Genomic DNA, 23,351 nt, shown 5'->3' on the forward strand with positions numbered 1-23,351 from the left:
AAAGAGGGTGCATTCAATGTCCCAAGAATTCGATTACATCATCGTCGGTGCCGGCTCTGCCGGTAACACCCTGGCGACCCGTCTGACTGAAGACGAAGGCGTGACCGTCCTGCTACTCGAAGCCGGCGGCCCGGACTACCGTTTCGACTTCCGCACGCAAATGCCGGCCGCTCTGGCCTTCCCGCTGCAAGGTCGTCGCTACAACTGGGCATACGAAACCGATCCAGAGCCACACATGGACGGTCGCCGTATGGAATGCGGTCGCGGCAAGGGCCTCGGCGGTTCCTCGCTGATCAACGGCATGTGCTACATCCGTGGCAACGCGATGGACTACGATGGCTGGGCAAAACTGCCAGGCCTGGAAGACTGGACCTACCTCGATTGCCTGCCGTACTTCCGTAAAGCGGAAACCCGCGACATCGGCCCGAACGACTACCACGGTGGCGACGGTCCGGTCAGCGTGACCACGCCGAAGGCGGGCAACAACCCACTGTTCCACGCGATGGTTGAAGCTGGCGTACAGGCCGGTTACCCGCGCACCGAAGACCTCAACGGCTACCAGCAGGAAGGCTTCGGCCCGATGGACCGCACCGTGACGCCGAAAGGCCGTCGTGCTTCCACCGCCCGTGGTTACCTGGACGTGGCCAAGAAGCGTTCGACCCTGACCATCGTCACTCACGCTCTGACTGACAAGGTTCTGTTCGAAGGCAAGCGTGCCGTTGGCGTACGTTACCTGGTCGGCGCCGCTGAAGAACGCGTCGAAGCCCGCGCCCGCAAAGAAGTCATCGTCTGCTCCGGCGCGATCGCTTCGCCGCAACTGCTGCAACGCTCCGGCGTCGGCCCGGCGAAACTGCTGGAAAGCCTCGACATCCCGGTCGTTCACGACCTGCCGGGCGTCGGCGAAAACCTGCAGGATCACCTCGAGCTGTACTTGCAATACGCCTGCACCCAACCGGTCTCGCTGTACCCGTCGCTGCTCTGGTACAACCAGCCGGCGATCGGTGCCGAGTGGCTGTTCAACGGCACCGGCATCGGCGCCAGCAACCAGTTCGAAGCCGGCGGTTTCATCCGTACCCGTCCGGAATTCGAGTGGCCGAACATCCAGTACCACTTCCTGCCGGTGGCGATTAACTACAACGGCAGCAACGGTGTGAAAGAACACGGCTTCCAGGCGCACATGGGCTCCATGCGTTCGCCGAGCCGCGGTCGCGTCCAGGTCAAATCCAAGGATCCGCGCCAGCACCCGAGCATCCTGTTCAACTACATGGCCACCGAGCAGGACTGGCAGGAATTCCGTGACGGCATCCGCCTGACCCGTGAAATCATGCAACAGCCTGCACTGGACGCCTTCCGTGGCCGCGAAATCAGCCCGGGCATCGAAGTGCAAACCGATGAGCAGCTGGACAAGTTCATCCGCGAGCACGCCGAAACCGCGTTCCACCCGTCCTGCTCGTGCAAGATGGGCACCGACGACATGGCGGTAGTGGATGGCGAAGGCCGCGTGCATGGCATGCAGGGTCTGCGTGTGGTCGATGCCTCGATCATGCCGATCATCACCACCGGCAACCTGAACGCGCCGACGATCATGATGGCCGAGAAAATCGCCGACAAGATCCGTGGTCGTCAGCCACTGCCGCGCAGCAAGGCGCCGTACTACGTCGCTGGCGATGCGCCGGTGAAAGGCAAGCCGATGCGTGAAGTGAGTACTGTTGCTCAGTAAGTCGTAACACCGAGGCGCGGCCTTCGCGAGCAAGCCCGCTCCCACATTCGATATCGCATGTTCACAAGTTCTGTGTTCACTGGAGATCAAGTGTGGGAGCGGGCTTGCTCGCGATGGGGCCCTCACATTCAGCACAAATCCCTCTGTTTCAAGTAAATCTCCCTACACCCCCTCTTCACTTGATCCTACCCCCTCGCAGGCCTACTCTAGTCCTCGCCCAATCGTTTCACCCCCTCCCCGCCGAATTCGCTTCGCCGCTTCTCCCATGACAAGGAGGTTCCCTGATGTTCGATTTCCATCCCCAGCTCAAGCAGCGCTTCGCTGCCTTGCGCACGGGCGCCGAGTTCTTTTCCTTGAGGTATGTCCGCGAGTCCGGCCAGTACCTGTCGGTGCGCAAGAACGTCGCCGAACCGCCGAGCCTGAGCCGCGATGAAGGCGCGATGCTCACCGTCCGGGTCAACGGCGTCGAAGCCTATGCCGCGACCAATGACCTGTCGCAACAAGGCCTGCAAGCCGCCCTTGAGCGTGCCGAACAGCAGGCCCGGCGGATCAAACCGCACGCCCTGCTCGACCTGAGCCTGCAACCGGTTTCCAGCGACCGCGCCGACTACTTTTCACCCAATCTCGAACAACCCTTCCCGTCTTTGAGCGAGTGCTTCGAGCTGCTCGGCGCAGAATCCGCCTCGGTGCCAAAGGATGAGCGCCTGGTGAATTGGGAAGTGAGCATCGGCATCACCCACGTCGAACAGATCTACCTGAGCAGCGCCGGCGCCGAGTTGCGCCAGGCCCAGCGCTTCGTCTATCCGGGCCTCGACGTCACCGCCTACGACGGCAACGACAGCCAGACCCGCAGCCTCGGCCGCGAGAACTTCGGCCAGCAGGGCGGCGCCGACGTGATCAGCCGTTGCGGCCTCATCGGTGCCGGCCCGCAAGTCGCCGATCAGGCGCTGCAATTGCTGCTCGCGCCGAACACCCCGCAAGGCCCGCGCGATCTGCTGCTGATGCCCGATCAGATGATGCTGCAGATCCACGAATCCATCGGCCATCCGCTGGAGCTCGACCGGATCCTCGGCGACGAGCGTAATTACGCCGGCACCAGCTTCGTCAAAGCCTCGGATTTTGGCAGCCTGCAATACGGCTCGAAACTGCTCAACGTGACCTTCGATCCGGACATTCCCGAAGAGCTGGCGAGTTACGGCCACGATGACGACGGCTCCAGGGCCAGCAAGCAATTCCTGATTCGCGAAGGTCTGCTGGTGCGGCCGTTGGGCGGTGCGCTGTCGCAGTTCCGCGCGGGGCTCGACGGTGTCGCCAACAGCCGCGCCTGCGGCTGGAACCGACCGCCGATCGACCGCATGGCCAATCTCAACATCGAACCGGGCGACCAGTCGCTGGAGCAACTGATCGGCGGCATCGAAAACGGCATTCTGATGAGCACCAACCGCTCATGGTCGATCGACGATGCTCGCAACAAATTCCAGTTCGGCTGCGAGTGGGGCCAGTTGATCGAAAACGGTGAACTCAAGGGCGTCGTGAAGAATCCGAACTACCGGGGCATTTCCGCGCACTTCTGGAAGAGCCTGCGCGCCGTCGGCAATGCCGGCACCACCCAGGTGCTGGGCACGCCGAACTGCGGCAAGGGCGAACCAAACCAGGTGATCCGCGTCGGCCATGCGTCGCCGGCCTGCGTGTTCAGCAATGTTGATGTGTTTGGGGGAGACGCCTGATGAGTATTTCCAAGAACCCGTCCGAGGCGTTCAAGGTGCTGGTCAACTGGCTGCGCGATGCCGTGCGCGAGCCGGAACAGTTCACCCTGAGTTACGACGCCGAATCGTCGGCCTTCGTGCGCTTCAACCACGCCAAGGTGCGTCAGGCCGGGCAAGTGCAACAAGCCGGTATCGGTCTGAAACTGATCGACGATGGTCGCCATGCCGACCTGCACATCACCCTGTCCGGTGAGCAGGCCACCGACCTGCAACGCCTCGCCGAAGGCCTGCAGCAACTGCGCGAAACCCTGCCGCTGCTGCCGCAGGATCCGTACCTGTTGCTCAACCACAACAGCTGGCAGAGCAAGAATGTGCAGGAGCATCCGCTGCCGGACACCGAGCAGGTCGTGGCTGAAATTGCTCAAGCGGCCGAAGGTCTGGATCTGGTCGGCTTCTACGCTGCCGGCCCGATCAGCCGCGGTTTCGCCAGTTCTTCCGGCGCATTCGGCTGGCATCAGGCCAACAGCTTCAACTTCGACTTCAGCCTGTTCCACGAGAACGGCGAAGCGGTGAAGGCCAGCTACGCCGGGCATGACTGGAACAGCGAAGATTTCGCCAGACGCATCCAGCAGGCCCGCGAACAACTCGAGTTTCTCGGTCGCCCGCTGCGCACCCTGCCACCGGGACAATACCGCGCCTATCTGGCACCGGCAGCCCTGGAAGAAATCATGGGCATGTTGTGCTGGGGTGGATTCTCGGCGCAGTCGATTGCCAGCAAGAGCAGCCCGTTGCAGAAGCTGTATGCCGGCGATCAGGCGTTCAGTCCGCTGGTGTCCCTCGACGAAAAAGTCAGCGGCTCGCTGAGCCCGGCGTTCTCCGGCGAAGGTTACCCGCGCAGCGATCTGCGGTTGATCATCGAAGGCAAAGCAGGTGATCAGTTGGTCGGTTCGCGCAGTGCTGCCGAATACGGTCTGACAGCCAACGGTGCAGGCGGTGGCGAATCGCCGAGCGCACTGAACATGGGCGCAGGTGATTTGCCGCAGGCCGAGATCCTCAAGCAGTTGGGTACCGGCTTGTATATCAGTAATCTGTGGTACCTGAACTTCTCCGATCAACCGGCGGCGCGACTGACCGGCATGACCCGGTTTGCCACGTTCTGGGTCGAGAATGGCGAGATTCAGGCGCCGGTCAGCACCATGCGTTTCGACGACAGTGCCTACAGCCTGCTGGGTTCGCAGCTGGAAGCGTTGACTGCCGAGCGCGAGTTGCTGCTGTCGGCGAGCACTTACAGCCAGCGCAATACCTCGTCGGCGCTGTTGCCGGGGGCGCTGGTGAGCCGATTGACCCTGACGCTGTGACACTCTGTGGGAGCGAGCTTGCTCGCGAATAGGCCTGTTCATCCAACATTGAAGTTGACTGACAGACCGCTTTCGCGAGCAAGCTCGCTCCCACATTGACCGAGCTCGACCATGGATATGCATTAACCCCAATCACCAGAGGTTCCATGCCCAACCGCCCGCCGCTCGACGCCATCACCGCCCGCTGGTTGCCGTGGGTCGTCGCCATCGCTTTTTTCATGCAGTCCCTCGACGGGACCATTCTCAACACCGCCCTGCCGGCCATGGCCAGGGATCTGGCCGAAGACCCGCTGCGCATGCAGGGCGTGATCATCGCCTACATGCTCACCGTGGCGTTGCTGATTCCGGCCTCGGGCTGGATCGCCGACCGCTTCGGCACCAAGAAGATCTTCTTCGGCGCGATCCTGCTGTTCAGCATCGGCTCGCTGCTCTGTGCCCTGTCGAGCAGCCTGTCCATGCTGGTCGGCGCTCGGGTAATCCAGGGCCTCGGCGGTGCACTGATGCTGCCGGTCGGGCGCCTTGTGGTGCTGCGCGCCTACCCGCGTTCGGAACTGGTGCGGATCATGGGTTTCATCACCATTCCCGGCCTGCTCGGCCCGCTGATCGGCCCGACCATGGGCGGCTGGATGGTGGAATACCTGACGTGGCACTGGATCTTCCTGATCAACCTGCCCGTCGGCGTCATCGGTTGCTACGCGGTGTGGAAATTCATTCCCGACCTGCGCGGCACCGAGCGCACTCGCTTCGATAGCCTGGGTTTCCTGCTGTTCGGCGCGGCGATGGTGCTGATCACCATCGCCATGGAAGGCCTCGGCGAACTGCATCTGCCGCACTTGCGCGTAATGCTGTTGCTGTTCGGCGGCATGGCGTGTCTGGCGGCGTACTGGTTGCGCGCCGGGCACATTGAAAACCCGCTGTTCGCGCCGTCGCTGTTCAAGACCCGCACCTTCGCGGTCGGCATTCTCGGCAACCTGTTCGCCCGACTGGGCAGCGGCGCCCTGCCGTTTCTGGTGCCGTTGCTGCTGCAAGTGGCGCTGGGTTATTCGCCGTCCCAGGCCGGCATGAGCATGCTGCCGCTGGCGGCTGCGGCGATGGTCGCCAAGTGGGGCGCGCGGCCACTGATAGAGCGCCTTGGCTATCGCATCGTGCTGACCGGCAACACCCTGCTTCTGGGGATCATGCTGGCGAGCATGGGCCTGGTCAGCGAGCAGACGCCGTACTGGTTGCTGCTGTGCCTGCTGGCGATTCTCGGGGCGATCAACTCGCTGCAATTCACCGCAATGAACACCGTGACCCTGATCGACCTCGACGACGCCAGCGCCAGCAGCGGCAACAGTTTGCTGTCGGTGGTGGCGCAGTTGTCGCTGAGTCTCGGCGTGGCGTGCGCCGGTGCGCTGCTCGGCGGCTTTACGGCAGAGATCGGCAATGACGGCGTTGAGACCGTGTTGGGCGCGTTTCAGCTCACATTCGTGACCGTTGGGATCATGGCGATGTTGGCCGCGACGATTTTCTCCCAGCTCTCGAAGAATGACGGACGGCGAGTCAGAGGTCCGGAACAGCACATCGAGTCTTAGTTTCCGGACGATAAGTGCCTGCGCTCGTCCATGCTGCGTTGAAAACAGGCTCGAAATGCTCAATGGCTAAAGCCAAGTCGAGTGCGACCCCAGCCGTTTCTCGCCTGTTTTCGCCTTGCCTGGCCTTCGCTCGGCAACTTCTCGTCCGGAAACTGCGGGCTATTGGCCATCGGACTGGTACACTGCGCGACATTTTGTTTTGCAGGCCAGTCCCGTGACCACCATCGCCACCGCTTTTAATACTCTGCCGCTGTCCGCCGCCATGCTGGCTAACCTCGACTCCCTCGGTTATGCCCAGATGACGCCGATCCAGGCGCAGAGCTTGCCGGTGATCCTCAAGGGGATGGACTTGATCGCCCAGGCCAAGACCGGCAGCGGCAAGACCGCCGCGTTCGGCATCGGCCTGCTGAACCCGATCAATCCGCGTTACTTCGGTTGCCAGGCGCTGGTGATTTGCCCGACCCGTGAGCTCGCCGACCAGGTCGCCAAGGAAATCCGTCGTCTGGCCCGTGCCGAAGACAACATCAAGGTCCTGACCCTGTGCGGCGGCGTGTCGTTCGGCCCGCAGATCGCCTCGCTGGAGCACGGCGCGCACATCATCGTCGGCACTCCGGGCCGCATCCAGCAGCACCTGCGCAAGGGTTCGCTGGTGCTCGACGGCCTGAACACGCTGATCCTCGACGAAGCCGATCGCATGCTCGACATGGGTTTCTACGACGCCATCGAAGACATCATCGAGCAAACCCCGGCCCGTCGTCAGACCCTGCTGTTCTCCGCTACTTATCCGGTGGGCATCAAGCAACTGGCGTCGAAGTTCATGCGTGATCCGCAAACGGTCAAGGCCGAAGCGTTCCACGACGACACCCAGATCGAACAGCGCTTCTACGAGATTTCCCCGGAAGAGCGCATGAGCGCGGTGACCAAGGTTTTGCACCACTTCCGGCCGGCCTCCACCGTGGCCTTCTGCTTCACCAAGCAGCAAGTGCAGGAAACCGTCGATCACCTGACCTCCAAGGGCATTTCCGCCGTCGGCCTGCACGGCGATCTGGAGCAGCGTGACCGCGATCAGGTGTTGGCGATGTTTGCCAACCGCAGCACTTCGGTACTGGTTGCCACCGACGTCGCCGCCCGTGGCCTGGACATCGACTCGCTGGACATGGTGATCAACGTCGAACTGGCCCGCGATTCGGAAATCCACATTCACCGCGTCGGCCGTACCGGTCGTGCCGGCGAGAAAGGCATCGCGGTCAGTCTGGTGGCGCCGTCCGAAGCGCACCGCGCGCAAGCCATCGAACAATTGCAGAAAACCCCGCTGAACTGGGATCAGGTAGACAACCTCAAGTCCCAGGGCGGTGCCCCGCTGCAACCGCCGATGAGCACGCTGTGCATCGCTGGCGGCCGTAAAGACAAGGTGCGTCCGGGCGACATTCTTGGCGCACTGACCGGTGAGGCCGGCATTCCGGGCGCCCAAGTCGGCAAGATCGCGATCTTCGACTTCCAGTCCTATGTGGCTGTTGAACGCACGGTGGTAATGCAAGCACTGCAGCGCTTGAACAACGGCAAGATCAAGGGTCGCTCGCTGCGCGTTCGGGTTTTGTAACCGATCTTCCATCCAAAGAAGATCCTCTGTGGGAGCGGGCTTGCCCGCGAAAGCGGTCACTCAGGCGACATATGTGTCAACTGACACACCGCCTTCGCGAGCAAGCCCGCTCCCACAGTTTGTTTTGTGATGAACAACGTGAGGACACCGTTTTGCGCTCTACCGAAGTCGTGATCATTGGCGCTGGCGCCGCAGGGTTGATGTGTGCACTGACCGCCGCCGGGCGCGGGCGTCAGGTGTTGCTGCTCGACCACGCGAACAAGGCCGGCAAGAAAATCCTGATGTCCGGCGGTGGGCGCTGCAACTTCACCAACATGTACACCGAACCGAGCAATTTTCTCTCGCAGAATGCGCATTTCTGCAAATCCGCGCTGGCCCGCTACACCCAGTGGGATTTCATCGGCATGGTCGCCAAGCACGGCGTGCCGTATCACGAGAAAAAACTCGGCCAACTGTTCTGCGATAACAAATCCAGCGACATCCTCGGCATGCTGCTGGACGAGTGCGATCAGGTCGGCGTCAACCTGCACCTCGACACCTCGATCCAGACCATCGAGAAAGTCGAGGGCGGTTACCTGCTCGACACGACTCTTGGTCAGATCCAGTGTCAGTCGCTGGTGATCGCCACCGGCGGCCTGTCGATCCCGACATTGGGCGCGACCGGTTTCGGTTATCAGGTCGCCAAGCAATTCGGCCACGACCTGCTGCCAACCCGCGCCGGGCTGGTGCCGTTCACCATCACCGATCAGCTCAAGGATCTGTGCACCGAACTGTCCGGCACCTCGGTGGATTGTCTGGTCAGCTGCAACGATCAGAGCTTTCGCGAGAATATCCTGTTCACTCACCGTGGTCTGAGCGGCCCGGCGATTCTGCAGATTTCCTCGTTCTGGGAGCCTGGCGACACAGTGGAGATCAACCTGCTGCCGGATCACGACGCCGCGAGCTGGCTGCAACAGCAAACCGCCGAGCGCCCGAACAGCGAGCTGAAAACCCTGCTCGGTGAAATCTTCACCAAGAAAATGGCCAACCTGCTGGCGGACAACTGGTTCGTCTCCAAACCGATGAAGCAGTACACCCACGCCGAACTGGCGGACATCGCCGAGAAGCTGGGCAGCTGGAAAGTCGTCCCGGCCGGCACCGAAGGCTACCGCACGGCCGAAGTCACCCTCGGTGGCGTCGACACCCGCGAAGTGTCGTCCAAGACCATGGAGTCGCTGAAGAGCCCGGGCCTCTACTTCGTTGGTGAAGTGCTGGATGTCACCGGGCATCTGGGCGGTTTCAACTTCCAGTGGGCGTGGGCCTCTGGCTACGCTGCCGCGCAGTACGTCTGATCCAAAGCCATATACAAAACCCTGTGGGAGCGAGCTTGCTCGCGAATGCAATCTGTCAGTCGACACATATGTTGAATGACATACCGCTTTCGTCGGATCGCCGCCCGGAGCAAGCCCACTCCCACAGTGGTATGTGGTGCATGAAAGGAACACTTTTTGCTGTCAGATGTGATCGGCGCCATTGCGTCGGCGTCATTACTGGCTCAATTTAGCGGCATCGCCTCGGAAGGCCTTCGCACTTCATGTCCTCGACCTCGTTTCGTCAGTCTTTGCGTCGCCTGTGGGCGCTGGATAAATTCAGCTACAGCGTGCGGGTGTTCATCGCCCTGACCGGCAGCATGGCGCTGTGCTGGTATCAGGATGAAATGGGGCTGCTGATCCCGCTGTTCCTCGGGATTATCGCCAGCGCCCTGGCCGAGACCGACGACAGTTGGCAGGGCCGCCTCAACGCACTGGCGGTGACGCTGGTGTGTTTCAGTGTTGCGGCGCTGTCCGTCGAACTGCTCTTCCCCTACCCCATCGTGTTCGTCATTGCCCTGGCGCTGGCCAGTTTCGGCCTGACCATGCTCGGTGCGCTCGGCGAGCGTTACGGCGCGATTGCTTCGGCGACGCTGATTCTTTCCGTCTACACCATGATCGGCGTGGATCAGCGCGGTGGCGCGGTCACGGATTTCTGGCACGAGCCGATGCTGCTGGTGGCCGGCGCCGCGTGGTACGGCCTGCTGTCGGTGCTGTGGCAGGCGATGTTTTCCAACCAGCCGGTGCAGCAGAGCCTGGCGCGACTGTTCCGTGAGCTGGGTTATTACCTGAAGCTGAAAGCCTCGCTGTTCGAGCCGATCCGTCAGCTGGACGTCGAAGCGCGGCGCCTGGAACTGGCCCAGCAGAACGGCCGAGTGGTAGCGGCGTTGAACAGCGCCAAGGAAATCATCCTGCACCGGGTCGGCAACGGTCGGCCCGGCTCGAAAGTCAGCCGTTACCTGAAGCTGTACTTCCTGGCGCAAGACATTCACGAACGGGCCAGCTCTTCGCACTACCCTTACAACGCCCTGGCCGATGCGTTTTTCCACAGCGATGTCTTGTTCCGCTGCCAGCGTCTGTTGCGCCAGCAAGGAAAGGCCTGCCGGGCGCTGGCCGAATCGATCCAGATGCGCCAGCCGTTCATCTACGACGCGAGTTTCGCCGAAGCCCTGAGCGACCTGCACGCTTCCCTCGAACACCTGCGCATCCAGAGCAATCCGGCCTGGCGCGGACTGCTCCGTTCGTTGCGCGCACTGGCGGCCAACCTCGGCACTCTCGACCGTTTGCTCAGCGACGCCAGCAACCCCGACGCCTTGGCGGACGCCACCGACAGCAGCCTGCTCGACCGCTCGCCGCGCAACTTCAAGGACGTGTGGATTCGCCTGCGCACGCAGCTGACACCAACCTCGCTGCTGTTCCGCCACGCCCTGCGTTTGCCGCTGGCGTTGAGCATCGGCTACGGCATGGTGCATCTGATTCACCCGTCGCAAGGCTATTGGATCATCCTCACCACGCTGTTCGTCTGCCAGCCGAACTACGGCGCCACCCGGCGCAAACTCGGTCAGCGGATTTTCGGCACCGCGATCGGCCTGACGATTGCCTGGGCGCTGTTCGATCTGTTCCCGAATCCGCTGGTGCAGTCGTGCTTCGCCATCGCCGCTGGCGTGGTGTTCTTTACCAACCGCACTACTCGCTACACCGTGGCTACGGCCGCAATCACGATCATGGTGCTGTTCTGCTTCAACCAGGTCGGTGACGGTTACGGGCTGTTTGTGCCGAGGCTGTTCGATACCTTGCTCGGCAGCCTGATCGCGGGGCTGGCGGTGTTCCTGTTCCTGCCGGACTGGCAAGGTCGGCGCCTGAACAAGGTGCTGGCCAACACCCTCACCTGCAACAGCATCTATTTGCGCCAGATCATGCAGCAATACGCCGCCGGCAAAAGCGACGACCTCGCCTATCGCCTGGCCCGACGCAACGCGCACAACGCCGACGCGGCGCTGTCGACTACGCTGGCGAACATGCTGATGGAGCCGGGGCATTTCCGCAAAGAAGCCGACGTCGGTTTCCGCTTCCTGGTGCTGTCGCACACCTTGCTGAGCTATCTGTCAGGGCTTGGCGCACACCGGGAAACCCAGCTGCCGGCCGAGGTGCGCGAACACCTGATCGACGGTGCCGGAGTGAGTCTGGCGGCGAGCATCGATGAAATCGCCCAGGGTCTGGCGAACAAACAGCCGATTGCCATTCAGAGCGATGAGGAAGAAGCGCTGGCCAATGAGCTTGAGCAGATGCCGGACGAAATCGACGAAGGCCAGCGACTGGTGCAGACACAATTGGCACTGATCTGCCGGCAGCTTGGCCCGCTGCGCACGCTGGCGGCGCATCTGATCAAAGACACCAGCGAGGATTGAGGTGGCTGGACAGGCCTCTTCGCGGGCAAGCCCGCTCCCACAGGTTGCCCGGTGTATCCAAATTAATGTTTCACACCGGACACTGTGGGAGCGGGCTTGCCCGCGAAGGGGCAAGTTCGAGCACTAAAAATCTTTCAGACTACATTCCATGCTGCCTGAGCAACTTGTCATAGCTGCCATCGGCCTTCATCGATGCAATCGCCTTGTCGAACCCCGCCACGATCTGTTCGTGCTGCGGGTTCTTCAGGCTGACCAGAATGTGCAGGCTGTTCTCGCTCAGCGGCTTGGGCAGAAACTCCACCGCGTTGCGTACCTTCGGTGATTCCCGGGCCAGGTAATAGCGGGCGACGTATTCGTCTTCCAGGGTCAGCTTGACCCGATCCGCCGCCAGCATGCGCACGGCCATGGCGAAGTTATGCACGGGGACTTTCTGCAATGCGGTGTCGGCATCGAACGGCGCCGAATAGGCGTAGCCGCGCACGACCGCAATCGGATAGGTGTGCAGTTCCTGCAGGTTGCTGTATTCGATGGGCGCGTCTTTGCGTTTGAGAAAGCGCACTCGATTGAGCAGGTACTCGGCAGAAAACTGCCCGAGCTTCGTGCGCTCGTCGTTGTACCAGGCGTTGACCAGCACGTCGTAACGTCCTTCGCCAATCCCCAGCAGCGCTCGCGCCCACGGCACCTGCTCATAACCGCTGGCGTAACCGGCACGGGCCAGGGCCGTGCTGACGATATCGGTCGCCAGCCCACCGTTAACCAGGGTTTCATCGGTAAAGGGCGGCCAGACGTCGAATACCAGACGCAGTTTTTCCGCTGCAGCGCTTTGACCCAGCAACAGCAATCCGATCAAAGCAAAGGCTCGATGCAATCGCGGCATGCTTGAAAATCCTTAGCGGGCGGGCCGCCCAGCGTGTTTTCAGTCAAAACCCCAAGGCCCCTTACCGGCGAATCCCAGGCCCTAACCTTAGCTCATTGAAGCCATTGCACAGTGCTTCCCAGCAGATTACACAAAGTAAGGCGAGCCGCGATATTGGAATGATGGCATTTTGGCCTTTGTCACAGATTTCTCAGCCATACAGACATATTTCGACGCTGCGCTTAGTATCGGGCGACGTAGTTCAAGGAATCGGAAGATGACAATCGAGTGGGTCTGCAAACATCACAGCGATCTGGGACTGGAGCAGCTGTACGCCATTTTGAAATTGCGCTCGGAAGTGTTCGTGGTCGAACAGCGCTGCGCGTATCTGGATCCGGACGGTCAGGATCTGGACGGCGACACCTGCCATTTGATGGGCTGGGACGGTGATCAACTGGTGGCGTACCTGCGCCTGCTGGACCCGGAATCCCAGGGTGGCGACGTGGTGATCGGCCGCGTGCTGACCGCGCCGGCCGGGCGTGGCAAAGGGTTGGGGCATGAAATGATGGAACAGGCGCTGAAACAGGCCGAAAAGCGTTGGCCTGAAGTGCCGATCTATCTGTCGGCGCAGGCGCATTTGCAGGGGTATTACGGGCGGTACGGGTTTGTGGTGGCGGGTGAGGAATATCTTGAGGATGACATTCCGCATATTGGTATGCGCCGGTCCTGAAGGTCTCTTCGTCGGAACGCCCTCGCGAGCAAGCTCGCTCCCACAGGGGGAACACATTTCAATGTGGGAGCGAGCTTGCTCGCGATGGCGCCAGCTAAAGCACCGCAAGACTCAGGGATACTCGAGAACAGCCTTGATCTGCCGCAAATGGCGCTCGATCCACCCCCGATCAATCGCCCCCCACTCGCGAATCCGATAGCGCCCCGCATGATTGCGCGCGCCCTCTTCCTGTTCGAACTCACAGACGATATCCAGATCCGCCAGCGCCGCAATCGTGTCCTGCGCCGTACGCCGGGGCATGCCGGTGACCTCGGTCAACGCCGGCACGCTGCTGGCCAGGCCGCTGTCGATCAGGTACGCCACGTACAAGCGCCGGTAGAAACTGCTCTTGGTCTTGCTCACGTCCATGCATGCGCTCCGTTGTTTGATGTCTTATTGCATGTCCAGCCACGTCAGGTACACCCGCAGATCGAACTCGATCTGGTGATAGCCCGGCAGCATGTGCTCACATAATTTATAGAACGCCTTGTTGTGGTCCGACTCCTTGAAGTGCGCCAGTTCGTGCACGACGATCATCTTCAAAAACTCAGGCGCGGCCTCCTTGAACAGCGAGACGATGCGAATCTCTTTCTTGGCCTTGAGCTTGCCGCCCTGCACCCGCGACACCGTGGTGTGCAGGCCAAGGGCGCGGTGGGTCAGGTCGAGGCGGTTGTCGAACAGCACCTTGTCGATGGCCGGGGCGTTGCGCAGGTATTCCTGCTTCAAGTCCAGCGCGTAACCGTACAACGCCTTGTCGCTCTGCACATCGTGGCGGCCCGGATAGCGTTGGCTCAGGTAATCCCCGAGGCGGTTGTCGGCGATCAATTGGCGCACCTGATCCTGCAGATTCGCGGGATAGGCCTGGAGGTATTTCAACGCAGTCATGGGGCGGCACGGGTCATGAAAAGGCCGCCAGTGTAGCGAATTCAACCGGGCAACGCGCTCCAGTCGAACGGCTCGGTAAAGCGTGCGGTGTCCTCGGCGACCAACGGCCGCGCCACCAGAAAGCCTTGCACGTACTGACAACCATGGGCTTGCAGCCACTGGTATTGCTCGACGGTTTCCACGCCTTCGGCAATCACCAGCAAGCCGTATTCCTTGCACAGGTCGATGACCGTGCGCACCAGCGAAGCGTCGCGGGACGAGTCCGGCAATCGGGCGATCAGGTGGCGATCGAGCTTGAGAGTGTCCAGTTCCAGATCGCGCAGATGCGCCAGCGAGCAGGCTCCGGAACCGAAATCATCCAGCGCCACCCGCACCCCGAGATTGCGCAGCAGCTTCAGCTGCTTGCGGGTCTCGTCCGGGTTGATCGTCAGCGCCTCCTCAGTGACTTCCACTTCCATCTGGTGCGGCTGTAAACCATGGCGCTCCAGTACCTGACGCAATTCGGTCACCAGATTCGGCATTCCGAACTGGGTGTTGCTCAGGCTCACGCCGATCACCAGATCCTTGGAGAACTCGGCCTCCCACGCCTTACGCTGCCCGGCGCTGCGATGATAGATCCAGCTGCCGAGGCGGCTGATCAACGTCGCCTCTTCCAGCAACGGCAGGAACAGCCCCGGCGGTACGTCGCCGACACTCGGGTGCTGCCAACGTAGTAAGGCCTCGAAACCGCGAATCCGGCCGTCGCCAATTGCAACCTGCGGCTGATAAACCAGATTGAAATCGCGGTTCTCGATGGCGTTGCGCACGCTCTCTTCCAGCATTAGCCGTGACCGCGCGCGGCCGTTCATTTCATGATCGTAGAAGCGATATTGCTGACGCCCGGCACGCTTGGCTTCGTACATGGCGATGTCCGAGGCGCGCATCAAACCGTCGAGGTTGTTGCCGCAATCCGGGTAGGTGGCGATGCCGATACTCGCGCCCAGAGCGATATCGAGGCCTTCGATCTGCTGACAGATCGACACCCGCTCGATGAGTTTCTCGGCGATCTTCGCCGCTTGCTCGGGGAATTCCAGATCCAGCAGCGCGGTGAACTCGTCGCCGCCCATCCGCGCCAGAATGTCGAACGGCCGCAGGCACGCTTTCAATTGTTCGGAGACCCAGCGTAACACTCGGTCCCCGGCATCATGGCCGAGGGAATCATTGACCCTCTTGAAGCCGTCGAGATCGAGGTACATCAGCACCCAACTGCTGTCCGTGCGTTCACCGCGCAGCAGCAGGTTTTCCACAGTCTGGTAGAAGCCACGACGATTGAGCAGCCCGGTCAGCGGGTCGGTGACAGCCTGAAATTCCAGCTGCTGATGCAGATGACGCACCACCGACATGTCCAGCACCGTCACCACCATTGCGTGCTGCTCGCTCGGCAATGCGGCACAAGACAGCGCCACCGGCACCTGCTGACCCGGCGCGGTACGCAGCAAAGCGTCGTGTAAGCGCAACGCCTCGCCGCGTTTGTAACTGGCATAAAACTCGGAATCGGCCCACAACGGAATGTGCGGTTTCTGCAGGAAATCGAGAAACTCCTGCCCTTCCAGTTCCTTCACCGGCGCATTGAGCAACCGGGAAATCGCCGGGTTGGCGAAGCGGATCAAACCATCCTCGCCCAGCACCAGAATGCCTTCGGCGGCGTTATCCAGCACCGAGGCATTGAAGGCCCGCGCCGATTCCAGATCCTGACTCAAGCGCTGCAACGCACGGCGATTGCGCTGGTGCTCCAGCAACGCCTGCACTTTCGGTTTGAGAATCTGCGGATCGAAGGGTTTGAACAGGTAATCCACCGCACCGCTGGCATACCCCTTGATCACGGCGTCCTGGGACTGTTCGTTGGCGGTGAGAAAGATGATGGGGGTCAGGCGCGTGCGCTGGCTGCCGCGCATCAGACGCGCGACTTCAAAACCGTCCATGCCCGGCATCTGCACATCCAGCAGCACCAGATCGACGTCGTGTTCGAGCAGCAGGCTGAGGGCTTCGAAACCGGAAGCCGCGGTCATCACTTGCCAGTCCTGGCGCTGCAGCAAGGCGCGCATGCTGATCAGATTTTCAGGGTAATCATCAACGATCAAAAGGACTGAGCTGCCTTCACCTGGCTGGGGTTGCGCGCATTCCATGCTGCTTCTCTTGTCGGGACATCTTGTGTCGGGGCGTCTCGGATCAGTGTTCCGGCGTTTTCTCATGAAAACCGTACAGTCGCTGAGCGTTCACTCTAGTCCGGGATCTGTAAAAGCAATAGCTGTCATCCAGCCATCATTTAACCAAACCGATAGGCAGCCGACTAACGGTCACCGCTGAAGCCCTCGAAAACCGGGAAACATGGCATTTCGACAGGTTGTTGACGCCAATCATCCGCCAGACGGCCGTTAACAAAAAATCCCACTACGCTTATAAAGGCCGCCCCCAAGAACCGCGGGCTAGAGCATCTGGCACGCGCGTACAACTGCAACAGAGTGGAAGAACCGACATGATCGACCTCGCAACCTGGAACCTCAGCGTTCCCGTTGGCAGCCCGCCCTACACCGTTGAAACCTCGAAACTGGTGAACGGCTTCAAGGATCAGTACTTCCATTCCGACACCGGCACCCTGTTCTTCTGGTCCCCGGTGACCGGCTCGAAAACCGAAAACGCCATCTATCCCCGCACCGAGCTACGCGAAACTTACAGCAACGGCACCCTGCGCAACTGGTACTACCCGGACGCCGACAACCTGCTGCGCGCGACCCTCTCGGTCAACAAGGTGCCCAGCTCGGGCAAGATCGTCATCGGCCAGATTCACGCCTATAAAAGCCAGAAGCCGATGCTCAAGCTTGAGTACCAGTACAAAGACAAAACCGAGACCGGCAACCTGGTGATCAAGCTGCGCACCCATCCGGATCAGGACGAAAGCCGCGTCATCACCCTCGCCACCGGGATCAAACTCAATCGCGAGTTCAACTACCTCATTCACCTGAGCCCCGGCGGCGCACTGGGTGTGAGTGCGGCCGGGTATCAGTGGGATTCGCAGATCAGTGCGACGTGGCGCAACAAACCGCTGTATTTCAAGGCGGGCGTGTATGTGCAGGACAACACTGGATACACGAGTGAAGGTGGGCAGGTGACGTTCAGCAAGCTGGATATCGATCACGATAAATAGCAGCAGCGCGACCGTTTAAGGCTGCTGTTTAAAGGCAGTGCGCGTAACGTCCCGAAGCCTACAACGGCTTGCGTCGCTGCCTACCGGTACGCCAGAATCCGCCGGCTTGTGCGCCTGGAGGGCCATCGGTAACTTGATTCGGGTCACTGATTCGCAGTGATCGGGTTTAGTAGCCCGAGGGTTCGCGAGGCGTATTTGCACTCCAGAAAGTGAGATATATCGATATCTGCGCTTGATGGTAGCTGTACGCAGGGCGCTTTCGGGCGCGCCGGTTCGCGTCTCCCCGGTCTACTAACCTGCGTTCAGCTGCCACCCCATCGTTTAGTAGCGATCCGGTGTCGGCTCCATTTCCCGGAGACGAAACATGATTCAATCGACACCTCATCCGCCGGTCACAGACCCGGCCTCCCCCTACGATCCCCTCGACCCCAAAAAACTCAACGAAGCCGCCGAACGCGCCCTCGATCACTACCTCTGCCCCGGCGCCCGCATCATGGCCACGGTCAACGAACCCGACCGCATGTACTTCGCCAATCCCGCCTACAACACCGAATCCCTGCTGGCCAACGCCAGCGAAACCCTTGGCTCCGCCAGCGAAATGCTCAACAACTTCGCCGCCTCCCTCACCTCCGCCGACCGCAAAACCGCGATAGGCATTGCGCAGTTGGTAATGCTTGGAGAACTGGCGGTGAATCAGGCGCTGGATCACGTCGAGCCGAAATAATAAGTGCAAAAGGGGCGAACTCGTTGAGTCGCCCCCTTCATTACGCTCAGCCATTTCTCCGAGCACCCAGGCCAAAACCTTAAATCCTTCAACATTAAAAACTGCCACATCCCTCTTCGATCAAGAATCAATCGAAATCATCCTACAAACAAAAAACTATAAATAACTGTCAACTATGACAGTTGCTACCATCTCGCAGAAGCCAAATCATGGGCTCACGATTAATAGAAAGCCAAATATAGGGACTCGGGACTATTTATCAGCTGAATTTGTACACCCAACCACCGTTATCGCCCTCACATACCAACCCCAGTGGACTATTCAACCATGCCAAACTACATCCCATTACCGACACCTAATGCTTATTACTATACAACCTCTCCAAACAACAACACCCAAGTACACCAAAGCATTGGATTTAACCGAAACGACCCAAACAACGTAGCCTATACTCTTTATGGCTTAACCATGGCAACACATATTAAAGACTCTGGCTTCAACATACTTACCGATGTATATACGAGCTTTCAGAAAGGAGATATTTTAAGCGTTGAAGCCGTAAACCTGAGCAAAGGACCCAATGCATATAAATCGTCATTCCAACTCCCGATTGCCTATGCCGGCCCCGCACGATTTTATTTCACCACAGCAGAGATGCTAAAACTGGGTATCGGAAATATACGAATCACCTGCGATATATACTCGGCATTATTAGACACCTACTGGGTACCCAACTCGTACAGCGTAACATTCGTCTCCCCCTAAACTAATTAACATAAAATAAAAAAGGTCATACACAATCCAAACAAAACGGAGACCAACTCATTTAACCGCTGACCTCACACTAAAACCTTTCGGCCAAGACAATCCAGACTTTGTCCTTTGTAGGTGGCATTTCACGCAGCAAAAAAGAGTTCGCTATGAAAACTCATGGCAAAAAAAACCCGCCTCACGGCGGGTTTCTTTCAAATCAGCTCAACACCCAGTCTCAATTGACCTTGGCGTTCAACTCACCCTTCAGATAACGCTGATACATGCTTTCCAGCGAGATCGGCTTGATCTTCGAAGCATTGCCGGCAGTACCGAAAGCTTCGTAACGAGCGATACATACATCGCGCATCGCCTTGACGGTTTCGCCGAAGAATTTACGTGGGTCGAACTCGCTCGGGTTGGTGGCCATCAGGCGACGCATTGCGCCAGTGGATGCCAGACGCAGGTCGGTGTCGATGTTGACCTTGCGCACGCCGTGCTTGATGCCTTCGACGATTTCTTCAACCGGTACGCCGTAGGTTTCTTTGATGTCGCCGCCGTACTGGTTGATGATCGCCAGCCACTCTTGCGGAACCGATGAGGAACCGTGCATCACCAGGTGGGTGTTAGGGATGCGTTTGTGGATTTCCTTGATGCGGTCGATGGCCAGCACGTCGCCGGTAGGTGGCTTGGTGAACTTGTAAGCGCCGTGGCTGGTGCCGATGGCGATGGCCAGGGCGTCGACCTGAGTCTTCTTGACGAAGTCAGCGGCTTCTTCCGGGTCGGTCAGCATCTGGCTGTGATCCAGAACGCCTTCGGCGCCGATGCCGTCTTCTTCACCGGCCATGCCGGTTTCCAGCGAACCCAGGCAGCCCAGCTCGCCTTCAACCGAAACGCCGCAGGCGTGAGCCATGGCAACGGTTTGTTGAGTTACGCGAACGTTGTATTCGTAGTCGGTCGGCGTTTTGCCGTCTTCGCCGAGGGAGCCGTCCATCATCACCGAGCTGAAGCCCAGCTGGATCGAGCGCTGGCAGACGTCAGGGCTGGTGCCGTGGTCCTGGTGCATGCACACCGGGATGTGCGGGAATTCTTCGATCGCCGCCAGGATCAGGTGACGCAGGAACGGGGCGCCGGCGTATTTGCGGGCACCGGCCGAAGCCTGAACGATCACCGGGGAGTCAGTCTTGTCAGCGGCTTCCATGATGGCGCGCATCTGCTCAAGGTTGTTGACGTTGAAGGCTGGAACGCCGTAGCCGAACTCGGCTGCGTGGTCCAGCATCTGGCGCATGCTGATAAGTGCCATTGTGTGTCTCTCTCCCGGTTTGGGTCGTTAATCGTGCCAGCCTGCCGGAGCGGCGGCGGCTATTCAAGTGATTGCAGATCGGGGGTCGGCCCCGGTCCGGTGATTCGGTATTACTCGATTCTTGATTCTGCCCGGCCCCTGTGGGAGCGAGCCTGCTCGCGACAGCATTCTTGCAGTCAACCATGCAGTGACTGTTACACCGCTATCGCGAGCAGGCTCGCTCCCACAATGGGTCCGTGGTGTTTCAATTACTGCGCTTTGCAGCCGCGGCCGATCAGATCATTGGTAGCGACCCAATAAACCAGGCCTTCATTACCTTTGATGTGAAACGCCAGCATGTCGTCGCTGTACAACGCGCCCGAGGCGCCCGGCTCTTCTTTCAGGCGATAGACCTGATCGCCGCCGCCCAGTCGCACATCGACTGCCTTCTGGCCGGCATCGGTGTAACGCCACAGCACCTGGGCCTGGCTGTCGCAGGTCCAGGTGGTCCAGTTATCCACAGGGGCGGACGACTGGAACGGGTTCCACTGCGCACAACCACCCAACAATCCCAGTGCCGCAACGGCGATCAAGCCTTTCATCCGTGTTCCTCGACCGGCAGCGCACGCCGCCGGCCCTGAGTTAAAGAGTCAGACCGGTCAAGGACAACCATGTTCCTTGGCCGGGGTTTGCGTCTCGTATTTGTCCAGGCCTTCCGGCCCCGAGCGCTTGTTCAGCACCGGGTTGGTTTCGGCCTGCCAGTCGGCCTGGTAGCAGCCTTTCTGTGCCTCGCCCGGTGCCGGTTCCGGCGCAGCCTTCGGGTTACTCCCGCAGGCTGCCAATGTACCGGTCAGCAGCAACAGCGCTAACGACTTGACCATCTGAACACTCCTTTGCCTGGCCAATCGGGCGGCCTCAGGCCTTGGCCCGGCTTTCCAGGACTTCAACGGCCGGCAGCACCTTGCCTTCGACGAACTCGAGGAACGCGCCACCGCCGGTGGAAATGTAGGAGATCTTTTCCGCCACGCCATATTTATCGATGGCCGCCAAGGTGTCGCCACCGCCGGCAATCGAGAACGCCGCGCTTTCAGCGATGGCTTCGGCCAGCACTTTGGTGCCGTTGCCGAACTGGTCGAATTCGAACACGCCGACCGGGCCGTTCCACAGGATGGTTTTCGACGACTTCAGCAGTTCGGCGAAGTTGGCCGCGGTTTGCGGGCCGATGTCGAGGATCATGTCGTCGGCAGCGACGTCAGCGATCAGCTTCACGGTCGCTTCAGCGCTTTCGGCGAATTCCTTGGCAACCACCACGTCGACCGGCAGCGGCACGCTGACTTTGGCGGCGATGGCACGCGCGGTGTCCAGCAGGTCCGGCTCGTACAGCGACTTGCCGACCGGGTGACCGGCCGCAGCGAGGAAGGTGTTGGCGATGCCGCCGCCGACGATCAGTTGATCGCAGATCTGGCTCAGGCTGTTCAGCACGTCGAGTTTGGTCGAGACCTTGGAGCCGGCAACGATGGCCGCCATCGGCTTGGCCGGGGCGCCCAGGGCTTTGCCCAGTGCGTCGAGCTCAGCAGCCAGCAGCGGGCCGGCAGCGGCGATTTTGGCGAACTTGGCAGCGCCGTGGGTCGAGCCTTCGGCACGGTGAGCAGTACCGAAAGCGTCCATCACGAACACGTCGCACAGAGCGGCGTATTGCTGAGCCAGTTCGTCGGCGTTCTTTTTCTCGCCCTTGTTGAAGCGCACGTTTTCGAACAGCACGATGTCGCCGGCCTTGACGTCAACGCCGTCCAGGTAGTCGGCCACCAGCGGAACTTCGCGGCCCAGTGCCTTGCTCAGGTAGTCGGCGACTGGCTTGAGGCTGTTCTCGGCAGAGAATTCGCCTTCGGTCGGACGACCCAGGTGCGAGCAGACCATCACGGCCGCGCCTTTTTCCAGGGCCAGCTTGATGGTCGGCAGCGAAGCCAGGATACGCGCATCGCTGGTGACAACACCGTCCTTGACTGGGACGTTGAGGTCTTCGCGGATCAATACGCGCTTACCTTGCAGATCGAGGTCGGACATCTTCAACACGGTCATGGGTCGCACTTCCTACGGTTTTTTTGAAGTCGCTGTTTGCAGATAGTGTTCTGCAACATCCAGCATTCGGTTGGCAAAACCCCATTCGTTGTCGAACCAGGCCAGGATGTTCACCAGCCGTGGGCCGGAAACGCGGGTCTGACTGGCATCGACGATGGCCGAATGTGGGTCATGGTTGAAATCACAACTGGCGTGAGGCAATTCGGTGTAGGCCAACAGACCTTTGAGCGGGCCGCTGGTAGCGGCGTCGCGCAGAATCCGGTTGACCTCGCCGGCGTCGGTGTCGCTCGAGGTCTGCATCGTGATGTCGAGGCAGGACACGTTGACCGTCGGCACGCGTACGGCTTTGGCCTGAATTCGCCCGGCAAGTTCCGGCAGCAGGCGCTCGATACCACGCGCCAGACCGGTGGACACCGGGATCACCGACTGGAACGCCGAACGGGTGCGGCGCAGGTCTTCGTGGTGATAGGCGTCGATCACCGGCTGATCGTTCATCGCCGAGTGAATCGTGGTGATCGACACGTAATCCAGGCCGACCGCCTGATCCAGCAGACGCAACAACGGCACGCCGCAGTTGGTGGTGCAGGAGGCGTTGGACACCAGCAGTTCGTCGCCGGTCAGGCAATCCTGATTGACGCCGTAGACGATGGTGGCGTCGACATCCGCCTCGCTGGCCATCGGCTGCGAAAACAGCACACGCGGCGCGCCGGCATCGAGAAAACGCTGGCCGTCTGCGCGGGTGTGCCAGGCGCCTGAGCATTCGAGCACCAGATCGACCCCCAGCGACGCCCAATCGATGCCTTCGGGGGTGGCACTGCGCAGGACCTTCACGCAGTCGCCATTAATATGCAGACAATCGCCGTCGACCTTCACTTCGCCGGGAAACCGGCCATGAGTGGAGTCGAAGCGTGTCAGGTATTCGATGCTGGCCATGTCGGCCAGATCGTTGATCGCGACAATCTCAAACCCGGCCTTTTCGCCTCGCTCGAACAACGCACGCAAGACGCAACGACCAATCCGGCCGTAGCCGTTGAGTGCAACTTTGTAGGGACGCGGTTGAGGCATGGGGTTCTCGATTACCGTGGTGTATCCGTTGATGCGATGGCG

Annotated in this window: 20 protein-coding genes; 11 read left to right on the top strand and 9 right to left on the bottom strand. The window is 60.4% G+C overall.

Annotated elements, in window-relative coordinates:
• Positions 1-16: 16 nt before the first annotated feature.
• From betA to yccS, 7 genes are all read left to right on the top strand, one after another.
• Positions 17-1,720 carry a choline dehydrogenase gene (gene betA, locus CAF63_RS21690; protein ID WP_085688622.1) on the top strand — a complete coding sequence of 568 codons (1,704 nt, stop codon included), beginning with the start codon at positions 17-19 and terminating at the stop codon, positions 1,718-1,720.
• Positions 1,721-2,004: 284 nt separating this feature from the next.
• Complete coding sequence (locus CAF63_RS21695) at positions 2,005-3,447, top strand: TldD/PmbA family protein (protein WP_085688625.1); 1,443 nt, start codon at positions 2,005-2,007, stop codon at positions 3,445-3,447.
• Positions 3,447-4,784: a TldD/PmbA family protein gene (locus CAF63_RS21700; protein ID WP_085688628.1), complete on the top strand. Its 1,338-nt coding sequence runs from the start codon at positions 3,447-3,449 to the stop codon at positions 4,782-4,784. Before CAF63_RS21695 ends, CAF63_RS21700 begins: the two co-directional genes overlap by 1 nt.
• A gap of 146 nt (positions 4,785-4,930) precedes the next feature.
• Complete coding sequence (mdtD, locus tag CAF63_RS21705) at positions 4,931-6,358, top strand: multidrug transporter subunit MdtD (protein WP_085688631.1); 1,428 nt, start codon at positions 4,931-4,933, stop codon at positions 6,356-6,358.
• A gap of 214 nt (positions 6,359-6,572) precedes the next feature.
• Positions 6,573-7,958: an ATP-dependent RNA helicase DbpA gene (dbpA, locus tag CAF63_RS21710; RefSeq protein ID WP_085688634.1), complete on the top strand. Its 1,386-nt coding sequence runs from the start codon at positions 6,573-6,575 to the stop codon at positions 7,956-7,958.
• A gap of 152 nt (positions 7,959-8,110) precedes the next feature.
• Positions 8,111-9,289 carry an NAD(P)/FAD-dependent oxidoreductase gene (locus CAF63_RS21715; RefSeq protein ID WP_064380191.1) on the top strand — a complete coding sequence of 393 codons (1,179 nt, stop codon included), beginning with the start codon at positions 8,111-8,113 and terminating at the stop codon, positions 9,287-9,289.
• 242 nt (positions 9,290-9,531) lie between these two features.
• Positions 9,532-11,715, top strand: coding sequence for a YccS family putative transporter (gene yccS, locus CAF63_RS21720; protein ID WP_085688637.1), 2,184 nt, complete (start codon positions 9,532-9,534; stop codon positions 11,713-11,715).
• A 139-nt stretch (positions 11,716-11,854) separates the two neighbouring features.
• On the opposite strand, the gene CAF63_RS21725 is transcribed toward yccS, so the two are convergent.
• The gene (locus tag CAF63_RS21725; protein WP_085688640.1) at positions 11,855-12,592 is read right to left on the bottom strand and encodes an ABC transporter substrate-binding protein; all 738 of its coding nucleotides are present in this window, start codon (positions 12,590-12,592) and stop codon (positions 11,855-11,857) included.
• Positions 12,593-12,848: 256 nt separating this feature from the next.
• Between CAF63_RS21725 and CAF63_RS21730 the strand changes: the two genes are divergently transcribed.
• Complete coding sequence (locus CAF63_RS21730; protein ID WP_011336314.1) at positions 12,849-13,301, top strand: GNAT family N-acetyltransferase; 453 nt, start codon at positions 12,849-12,851, stop codon at positions 13,299-13,301.
• Between the two features lie 111 nt (positions 13,302-13,412).
• Here the strand turns inward: CAF63_RS21730 and CAF63_RS21735 are convergent, their stop codons facing one another.
• From CAF63_RS21735 to CAF63_RS21745, 3 genes are read right to left on the bottom strand one after another with little or no spacing between them, the layout of a single operon-like run.
• Positions 13,413-13,709, bottom strand: a complete 297-nt coding sequence (locus CAF63_RS21735; protein WP_085688643.1) for a helix-turn-helix domain-containing protein — start codon at positions 13,707-13,709, stop codon at positions 13,413-13,415.
• Positions 13,710-13,733: 24 nt separating this feature from the next.
• Positions 13,734-14,225 (bottom strand): M48 family metallopeptidase, encoded by a 492-nt coding sequence (locus tag CAF63_RS21740; RefSeq protein ID WP_085688646.1) that lies wholly within the window; start codon positions 14,223-14,225, stop codon positions 13,734-13,736.
• A gap of 41 nt (positions 14,226-14,266) precedes the next feature.
• Positions 14,267-16,390, bottom strand: a complete 2,124-nt coding sequence (locus CAF63_RS21745) for a bifunctional diguanylate cyclase/phosphodiesterase (RefSeq protein WP_085688649.1) — start codon at positions 16,388-16,390, stop codon at positions 14,267-14,269.
• A gap of 350 nt (positions 16,391-16,740) precedes the next feature.
• On the opposite strand from CAF63_RS21745, the gene CAF63_RS21750 reads away from it, so the two are divergent.
• From CAF63_RS21750 to CAF63_RS28565, 3 genes are all read left to right on the top strand, one after another.
• Positions 16,741-17,409 (top strand): polysaccharide lyase family 7 protein, encoded by a 669-nt coding sequence (locus CAF63_RS21750; RefSeq protein WP_085688652.1) that lies wholly within the window; start codon positions 16,741-16,743, stop codon positions 17,407-17,409.
• Between the two features lie 364 nt (positions 17,410-17,773).
• On the top strand, positions 17,774-18,133 hold the full coding sequence (locus tag CAF63_RS21755; protein ID WP_085688655.1) for a DUF6124 family protein: 360 nt from the start codon (positions 17,774-17,776) through the stop codon (positions 18,131-18,133).
• Between the two features lie 327 nt (positions 18,134-18,460).
• A complete protein-coding gene (locus tag CAF63_RS28565; RefSeq protein ID WP_143492480.1) occupies positions 18,461-18,898 on the top strand; it encodes a hypothetical protein in 438 nt (145 codons plus the stop codon).
• A gap of 223 nt (positions 18,899-19,121) precedes the next feature.
• Here the strand turns inward: CAF63_RS28565 and fba are convergent, their stop codons facing one another.
• The 5 genes from fba to epd form a co-directional block, all read right to left on the bottom strand.
• The gene (gene fba / locus CAF63_RS21760; RefSeq protein ID WP_007959708.1) at positions 19,122-20,186 is read right to left on the bottom strand and encodes a class II fructose-bisphosphate aldolase; all 1,065 of its coding nucleotides are present in this window, start codon (positions 20,184-20,186) and stop codon (positions 19,122-19,124) included.
• Between the two features lie 248 nt (positions 20,187-20,434).
• A complete protein-coding gene (locus CAF63_RS21765; RefSeq protein WP_085688658.1) occupies positions 20,435-20,767 on the bottom strand; it encodes an MliC family protein in 333 nt (110 codons plus the stop codon).
• Positions 20,768-20,824: 57 nt separating this feature from the next.
• Positions 20,825-21,046, bottom strand: coding sequence for a hypothetical protein (locus CAF63_RS21770; RefSeq protein WP_085688661.1), 222 nt, complete (start codon positions 21,044-21,046; stop codon positions 20,825-20,827).
• A gap of 34 nt (positions 21,047-21,080) precedes the next feature.
• Positions 21,081-22,244, bottom strand: a complete 1,164-nt coding sequence (locus CAF63_RS21775) for a phosphoglycerate kinase (protein ID WP_085688664.1) — start codon at positions 22,242-22,244, stop codon at positions 21,081-21,083.
• A 12-nt stretch (positions 22,245-22,256) separates the two neighbouring features.
• The gene (epd, locus tag CAF63_RS21780; RefSeq protein WP_085688667.1) at positions 22,257-23,309 is read right to left on the bottom strand and encodes an erythrose-4-phosphate dehydrogenase; all 1,053 of its coding nucleotides are present in this window, start codon (positions 23,307-23,309) and stop codon (positions 22,257-22,259) included.
• Between the last annotated feature and the right edge of the window lie 42 nt (positions 23,310-23,351).

Origin of the sequence: Pseudomonas sp. B20(2017), assembly GCF_002113125.1 — a bacterium.
In the GTDB taxonomy this organism is placed as follows: domain Bacteria; phylum Pseudomonadota; class Gammaproteobacteria; order Pseudomonadales; family Pseudomonadaceae; genus Aquipseudomonas.